This is a genomic window from Campylobacter sp. CNRCH_2014_2849, from assembly GCF_025772845.1.
GTDB classification, from domain to species: Bacteria; Campylobacterota; Campylobacteria; order Campylobacterales; family Campylobacteraceae; genus Campylobacter_D; species Campylobacter_D lari_D.
In genome coordinates, this window is the sequence record NZ_JAKMSW010000053.1 from 1 (window position 1) to 588 (window position 588).

General features: G+C 25.0%; 1 protein-coding gene. It reads right to left on the minus strand.

The features are described 5' to 3' along the window. Nucleotides 1-378: 378 nt before the first annotated feature. On the minus strand, nucleotides 379-588 hold a 210-nt coding region (locus L8X33_RS08665; protein ID WP_263670503.1), incomplete at its 5' end, for a hypothetical protein.

Consider the following 588-nt stretch of genomic DNA (forward strand, 5'->3'; position numbering starts at 1 on the left):
ACCAAGCAATTTGTCCGCTTGATATACTATCTATTCCTTTGCTTTCTAGTTTTGCTTTGAGTTTAGAATAAATAGGAATTTGCAAATTTACTCCTAATATAGATAAATTTTTTTATTATAACCAATCTACTTAATACTTTTAATTAATTTAAATTCTTTGTTTTTAAGACATTCTTGTCTTAATTGATCATCTATCTTATCAAGCTCCTCAGGACTTTTATTTTTTGGTAAGTCCTAAAAAGACATGGGGAATGTTCCAATCCATAGGGTGGATATAAATCGTTGTGTAGTACTTCATAAAATTTCCTTATAAGTGACTAAAAAAATAATAACCAAATATTGCATAACAAATCATAAAAATCAATGATAAAAACAAGCTTAATTTATGTATTTTATAAAAAAACCAATGATAAAAAATGAAATAATACTCAAAGAACAAAACCCAATAATCAAAATTGATATATCGTTAATAGTATGAGTATCAATATTAAATAACCATTGTATAGGATATAATAACCACCGAAAATCATCGCTTTTTATTAATATAGAATACACAAATGGGGAGATTATCACAATTCCAAAACATAT